We start from the raw sequence: 7,057 nt of genomic DNA on the forward strand, positions 1-7,057 counted from the left end.
CTGCTGCTCAACCGTCGCCAGACCGAGATCCTCGCCCTGCTGGCGATGCACCCCGAGGGCCTGTCGGTCGAACAGCTGCATGCGCTTGTCTACGGCGACCAGCCGGTCACGCTGTCCACCCTCAAGGCCGAGGTGTCCCACCTCCGCTCCGCCCTCGGCGGCCAGCTCGCCTCCCGTCCCTACCGGCTCACCATGCCCACCCGGCTCGACGTCGACGACGTGCTGGCCCTGCTCCGCCGGGGCGAGGTGCGGGCGGCCGTGGCGGCGTACTCCGGTGACCTGTTGCCCGGGACCGAGGCGCCGGCGCTCATGGAGCTGGCCGAGTACCTCGCGGTCAGCGTCCGTGAGGCGCTGCTCGCCCAGCCCGACCCGAGCGCGGTCCTGCGCTACAGCGAGCTCGCGCCGTACGACGACCAGGTGCTCGAGACCTGCCTGGCCGCACTCGGGGAGCGGGGCCACCCCGCCAAGGCGCTGCTCAAGGGACGGCTCGCGGCCGGCCGCCGCTGACCAGGCTGCTGCCGCGCGCCCTCCCAGAGGTACGGCCCTCGTCGCCAGCAATGTCGCCGCTGCTCGCGGCGTCTCCACGGCCTCGCCCAGGAGGCCACCCGGGACCAGCCGCGTGACCTCCGGCGCCCAAGCCTCGTTGGACGCACGTACGCGCCCCCGCTGCCTGGGCTCCTCGTCGGGTCAGGCGACCAAGGAGATGCCCTGTGGCGACAGTTGCTCAGCGGACCCGACTCCTGGCTGTGCTGGCCGCACTCTCGTTGGTGCTTGTCGGCCTGTCCACGGTGGCCACGCCGAGTGCCCGGGCGGACGACGGGTTCACCGCGCACGGCAGCGCCCGGCAGGTGTACGTCGTCGGGCTGCCGCCCGGCGCGAGTGCCACGCTCGTCGACGACCAGGGCGCGTCGGTGGGCACCCAGCAGGCCAACTCGCTCGGCGGGGTGCTGTTCCGCGAGGTGGCACCGGGCGAGGGCTACCAGGTCCGCGAGGAGGGCACCGGCATCACGTCGGAACCCGTGACGGTCCACTCCGAGGCCGCCGAACCCTGGGACCCGAGCATCTACGACCAGTCCATCCCGAGTGAGGGCTACTCCTACCTGACCACCCGCGACGGCACCCAGCTCGCGCTCACCGTGCACCCGCCGACCCGTCCCGCCGGCGTCGGCGGACTCCCCGAGGGCCTCCCCGTCCCCAACGGCCCGGCCTACATGCCGCCGTATCCCACGCTCATCGAGTACTCCGGCTACGGGTACGCCGATCCCTCCGGCCCGAACAGCGGCATCGCCGCACTCGCCAACCTGATGGGGTTCGCGGTCGTCGACGTCAGCATGCGTGGCACCGGGTGCTCGGGCGGCGCCTTCGACTTCTTCGAACCGCTGCAGAACCTCGACGGCTACGACGTCATCGAGACCATCGCCCGCCAGCCGTGGGTCAAGGGCCACAAGGTCGGCATGATGGGCATCTCCTACGGCGGCATCAGTCAGCTCTTCACCGCGCAGCTCCGGCCACCCAGCCTGGCCGCGATCTCTCCGCTGTCGGTCCTCGACGCCACCGCCACCACGCTCTACCCGGGCGGCGTCCTCAACACCGGCTTCGCCGTCGCGTGGGCCAAGGAACGGCAGCAGCAGGCCCAGCCCGCCGGCACCGGCGCGAGCGGCACCCAGCCCTACGCCGAGCAGCGGATCGCCGAGGGCGATGAGACCTGCGAGGCGAACCAGGAGCTCCACGGCGAGGCCGCCGACCTGATGGAGAAGATCCGTCAGAACGACCACTACGTTCCGGAGGTCGCCGACCCGCTCGACCCGATCACCTTCGTCGACAAGATCGACGTCCCCGTGTTCATGGCCTGCCAGTGGCAGGACGAACAGACCGGCGGCCACTGCCCTGCCCTGGTCTCCCACTTCACGGGGACCGACAAGAAGTGGTTCACCTTCACCAACGGTGCGCACATCGACTCGCTCGACCCCGAGACGTTCAACCGCTGGTACGACTTCCTCTCGCTGTACGTCGCCAAGCAGGCGCCGGCGGTCAACCAGGCCGTCGTACGGGCGTCCGCGCCACTGGTCTACCAGGCGGCCCTGGGCACCCCGGAGAGCGACCCGATCACGCTGCCCCCCGACCCGGTCCAGGCGATGCCGACCTACGACCTGGCGCTCGAGGAGTTCGAGAAGGCCCCGCCGGTGCGGGTGCTCTTCGACAACGGCGCGGGCGCCTCGCCCACCGGCACCCGCACCCCGGGCAACCCCTACCCGGCGTACGAGCGGTCGTTCGACACCCTCCCGGTGCCGGGAGTGAAGGCCCGGTCCTGGTACCTCCGCGCGAAGGGGGGCCTGGCCGGGAGTGCCCCGAGCAAGCAGCACGTCGACTGGTACACCTCCGACGCGACGGCCCTGCCGAAGACCGACTACACCGGCGGCACGGGGACCGGTGGGCTGTGGGGCAACGCCTCGCAGTGGAGCTGGGACTGGCAGCAGAACAAGCCGGGCACCGCGGTCTCCTACCTCTCCGCCCCGCTGACCCAGGACGTGACCACGGTCGGAGCGGGAGCCGTGGAGCTGTGGGTGCGCTCGTCGACCGCGGACGTCGACCTGCAGGCGACGGTCTCCGAGGTGCGCGACGGCCAGGAGACCTTCGTCCAGAACGGATGGCTGCGGGCCAGCGGACGCAAGCTCTCGACCACCACGGACAACATGTTCAAGCAGCCCAGCACGCTGCTCGAGCCGATCCCGAGCATGCTGGCCAGTGACGTGGAGCCGATGCCGCAGGACGAGTACACGAAGGTGGTGATCCCGCTGTACTTCCAGGGCCACGGCTACCGCGCCGGCTCACAGCTCAGGCTCACGGTCTCGGCCCCCAACGGGACGCAGCCGATCTGGTCCTTCGACGAGACCCAGCCGCCCGGGACCACCTCGGACGTCTACATCGCCTCCTCGCGCCAGTTCCCCTCGCGGCTCGTCCTGCCGGTCGTGCCCGACGTGACCATCGGTTCGGCGGCGCCCCCCTGCCCCAGCCTGCGCAACCAGCCCTGCCGGCCGGCCGTACCGTTCACCAACCAGACGTCGTCGCGCTAGCCGCCGGGGTACGCCGCCCTCAGCCGAGCGACGCGTGCACCCGGACCACGGCGTCACGGATCGCGGGCCACACGGCGCGGAGGGCGGCCACCGCCGACCGCCGCGTCGGGCCGCCGACGGTGAGGCTGGTCAGGACCTGCCCGTCGGTTGCGTCGAGCGTGGCGTAGAAGCCGTCACCTCCGGCCCGACGGCACGAGGACGCGCGTACGTCGGTCAGGCCGCCCCCGCCGAGGTCCTGGACCTCGCGTCGATCGCCGGGACACCAGAACGCTGCCTCCTCGTCGAGCGCACGAGCCGCACGCCCGGGCGTGCGGAGCACGTCGATCCCGACGCCCCAGGAACCGACATCGCCGTCGTTGCGGTGCCAGTAGATGTCCCACGAGGCCGATGCCACCCGCCCGCTGATGCCGGAGCCGTCAGCCGTGTCGGCGTCGTCGAACGGCGAGTCGGAGTTGTCGAACGGCGATCCGAAGGTGAACGTGCCGCCCGGGAACCGCCCGTCTCCCGAGGGGCCGTCCCGGGCCAGCACCTCCTGCACCTGGGCCGCCGTCATCGGCTCGGGCCCGGGCGCCGGCTCGTCGCGCCGGCAGCCGCTCAGCGCGGCGACCGACACCAGCAGGGCCAGCAGCCACCGAGTGAGGTCAGCAACCCCGAATGTCATCTCAGGACGCACCCCGGGCAACTAACCGCACACACACCCATATCTGGTTAGTATCCTCAGGCAGGGAAACACGGTCAATCGGGAGTCGGTCCACATGGCCCTCAGCGTTCGGTACGAGCGTGACGGACTGGTCCTGCCTCGGGCGATCGGCGGCGATGCCGCCGTGGACCTGGTCAACACGTTCGCGGGCTGGGACCGGCCATCAGCAGCATCAGCGCGCGAGTATCTCCAGTCGTACGACCACCTCGTGCTCTGGTCTGCGAGTGCGGGACTGGTCACTGATGCCGGCGTGGACGCGCTGCGTCGCGCTGGGCGCCGCGATCCGGCGGCTGCGGACAAGACCCTGGACCGGGCGAAGCAGCTGAGATCCGCGGTTCACGATCTCCTGAGCCCGGAGGGAAGGGCTGCCGCGACGGCGCTCGGGACCGTGCAGGAGCTGGCCGGCGAGGCGATCGCTGCCGCCAGCCTGCGGTGGGGGCCGCCCGTCACCCTGGAGTTCGCCGAGGGCGTGCGACGGCCACTCGACGCGGTCGCCTGGCGCTGCCTCCTCTTTCTCGGCACGGCCGACGCCAGTCGGGTACGGGCGTGTCCGGGGCAGGACTGCGGCTGGCTCTTCATCGACCGGGCCGGTCGTCGCCGCTGGTGTCGCATGGAGTGGTGTGGCAACCGGTCCAAGGCTCGCGCCCACGCGCGGCGCCGCCAGGTTCGCGGGTGACGCCGGGGCTGGGGTTCGCTGTCGGGTCACCGGGCCTCGACCCACTCGTCGCGACCTCGTTCCTCGGCCGCGGTGCTTGCTCGACCGGGACAGCCTCGCCCGGAGCGACTCCGTCGCTCCGGGCGGCCTGACCCCAACCTTTCGCCAACCTTCTCGTCCTAGCGTGACCGGCATCACCCCGGCCGTCCATGCGCGGAGGACTCCTCATGACCAAGATCAGCCTCACCGTCGACGGGGACCAGGTCTCCGACGACGTCGAACCCCGCATGCTCCTCGTGCAGTACCTGCGCGAGAAGCTCGGCAAGACCGGCACCGTCATCGGGTGCGACACGAGCAACTGCGGCGCGTGCACCGTGCACCTCGACGGCACCAGCGTCAAGTCGTGCAACGTGCTCGCCGTCCAGGCCGACGGCGGTGAGGTCACCACCATCGAGGGCCTCGCGCAGAACGGACAGCTGCACAAGGTGCAGGAGGCGTTCCGCGAGTGCCACGGCCTGCAGTGCGGGTTCTGCACGCCCGGGATGATCATGCAGAGCGTCGACCTCCTCAAGGAGAACCCGAACCCGACCGAGGAGGAGATCCGGCTCGGCCTCGAGGGCAACCTGTGCCGGTGCACCGGCTACCACAACATCGTGAAGGCCGTTCAGCACGCGGCGGGTGACCCCGCATGACCGCCACGCAGGAACGACCCACCGCCGAGATCGGGCGGGACCGGCGCCGCAAGGAGGACCAGCGGCTGATCACCGGTCGCACCCGGTGGACCGACAACCTCGTCCTTCCCGGGATGCTGCACCTGGCGATGGTGCGCAGCCCCTTCGCCCACGCGACCATCAGCTCGATCGACGTGGCGGAGGCGAAGGCCTCACCGAACGTCGTCGCCGTGCTCACCGGCCAGGACGTCGCCGAGGAGCAGGGCGTGCTGATCAACGCCTGGCCGATCACCCCCGACCAGAAGGCGCCGACCCACACGCCGGTGGCGGTCGACCGCGTGTCCTTCGCCGGCGAGATCGTGGCCGTCGTGGTGGCCCGCAGCGCCGCCGCGGCGCGGGACGCCGCCGAGCTCGTCGACGTGGACTACGACGAGCTGCCGGCTGCCCTCGACCTCAAGGAGGCCGCTGCCGCTGATGCCGACAACGGGGGGGCGCTCGCCCACCCCGACCTCGGCACCAACAAGAGTGCCTTCTGGAAGTTCGACTCCGCCGAGGCTGGCACCGGCGGCAACGTCGACGAGGCCATCGAGAAGGCCCGCGGCGACGGCATCGTCATCGAGCGGGAGTACCGCCAGCAGCGGCTGATCCCGGCCTTCATGGAACCCCGCTCGGTCGTGGTCGACCCCACCGGCGAGCAGCTGACCATGTGGTCGGCCACCCAGATCCCGCACATCCTGCGGTTCGCGCTCGCGGCCACCACCGGGATCCCCGAGTCCAAGATCCGGGTGATCGCGCCGGACGTCGGTGGTGGCTTCGGCGGCAAGCTGCAGACCACCCCGGAGGAGTGGATCGCGGTCGCCGCGGCGCGCCGCCTGGGCAAGCCGGTGAAGTACACCGAGACCCGCAGCGAGTCGCTGGTGGCCGCCCACCATGGGCGCGACCAGTGGCAGCGGCTCACCCTGTCCGCCGAGAAGGACGGCACGGTGACCGGCTTCAAGGTCGACCTGCTGGCCGACCTCGGGTCACACGTCTCGCTGGTCGGCGGCGGGGTGCCGGTGCTCGGCGCCTTCATGTTCAACGCGATCTACAAGTTCCCCGCCTACCAGTTCAACTGCCAGACCGTCCTCACCAACAAGACGTGGACCGACGCCTACCGGGGCGCGGGACGCCCGGAGGCGACGTACGGCATCGAGCGGATGATGGACGAGCTGGCCACCGAGGTGGGCGTCGACCCGCTCGAGATCCGCGAGAAGAACTGGATCAAGCACGAGGAGTTCCCCTTCACGACGGTGGCCGGGCTGGAGTACGACTCCGGCAACTACGAGGCCGCGACGGCCCGGGCCAAGGAGCTCTTCGGGTACGACGAGCTGCGGGCCGAGCAGAAGAAGCGCCGCGACGACGGCGACCCGGTCCAGCTCGGCATCGGCATCTCCACGTTCACCGAGATGTGCGGCCTGGCGCCCTCGCGGGTGCTCGGGTCGCTCGACTACGGCGCCGGCGGCTGGGAGCACGCCAGCGTGCGGATGCTCGCGACCGGCAAGGTCGAGGTCATCACCGGCGCCAGTGCGCACGGCCAGGGCCACGAGACGGCGTTCAGCCAGATCGTCGCCGACCGGCTCGGCGTGGCCTTCGAGGACGTCGAGGTCCTGCACGGCGACACCCAGGTCGCCCACAAGGGGCTCGACACCTACGGCTCCCGGTCCCTGGTGGTCGGGGGAGAGGCGCTGGTCCGCGCGGCCGACAAGGTGATCGAGAAGGCGAAGCCGATCGCGGCCCACCTGCTCGAGGCCTCGGCCGACGACCTCGAGTTCTCCGACGGGCGGTTCGGGGTCCGCGGCACCGACCAGGGCATGGCCATCGGCGAGATCGCCACTGCGGTGTTCGCCGCGCACAACCTGCCCGACGGGGTCGAGCCGTCACTGGACTCGGACGCGACCTACGACCCGGTCAACTTCTC

Annotated in this window: 5 protein-coding genes and 1 pseudogene; 5 read left to right on the top strand and 1 reads right to left on the bottom strand. The window is 71.2% G+C overall.

Features of this window, described 5'->3' with window-relative positions:
- Positions 1–507, top strand: a pseudogene (locus VFN12_RS06495) (helix-turn-helix domain-containing protein); the annotation flags it as partial.
- 203 nt (positions 508–710) lie between these two features.
- Positions 711–3,074, top strand: a complete 2,364-nt coding sequence (locus tag VFN12_RS06500) for a CocE/NonD family hydrolase (RefSeq protein ID WP_325117802.1) — start codon at positions 711–713, stop codon at positions 3,072–3,074.
- Between the two features lie 19 nt (positions 3,075–3,093).
- On the opposite strand, the gene VFN12_RS06505 is transcribed toward VFN12_RS06500, so the two are convergent.
- Entirely contained in the window at positions 3,094–3,735 is a 642-nt protein-coding gene (locus VFN12_RS06505; protein WP_325117803.1) for a hypothetical protein, read from the bottom strand.
- 94 nt (positions 3,736–3,829) lie between these two features.
- Between VFN12_RS06505 and VFN12_RS06510 the strand changes: the two genes are divergently transcribed.
- From VFN12_RS06510 to VFN12_RS06520, 3 genes are all read left to right on the top strand, one after another.
- A complete protein-coding gene (locus tag VFN12_RS06510) occupies positions 3,830–4,450 on the top strand; it encodes a CGNR zinc finger domain-containing protein (protein ID WP_325117804.1) in 621 nt (206 codons plus the stop codon).
- 206 nt (positions 4,451–4,656) lie between these two features.
- The gene (locus tag VFN12_RS06515) at positions 4,657–5,121 is read left to right on the top strand and encodes a (2Fe-2S)-binding protein (RefSeq protein WP_325117805.1); all 465 of its coding nucleotides are present in this window, start codon (positions 4,657–4,659) and stop codon (positions 5,119–5,121) included.
- Positions 5,118–7,057, top strand: a 1,940-nt coding sequence (locus VFN12_RS06520; protein ID WP_325117806.1) for a xanthine dehydrogenase family protein molybdopterin-binding subunit, incomplete at its 3' end; no start/stop codon positions are given. The genes VFN12_RS06515 and VFN12_RS06520, both read left to right, overlap by 4 nt.

Origin of the sequence: Nocardioides sp. (assembly GCF_035703625.1) — a bacterium.
Lineage (GTDB): Bacteria > Actinomycetota > Actinomycetes > Propionibacteriales > Nocardioidaceae > Nocardioides.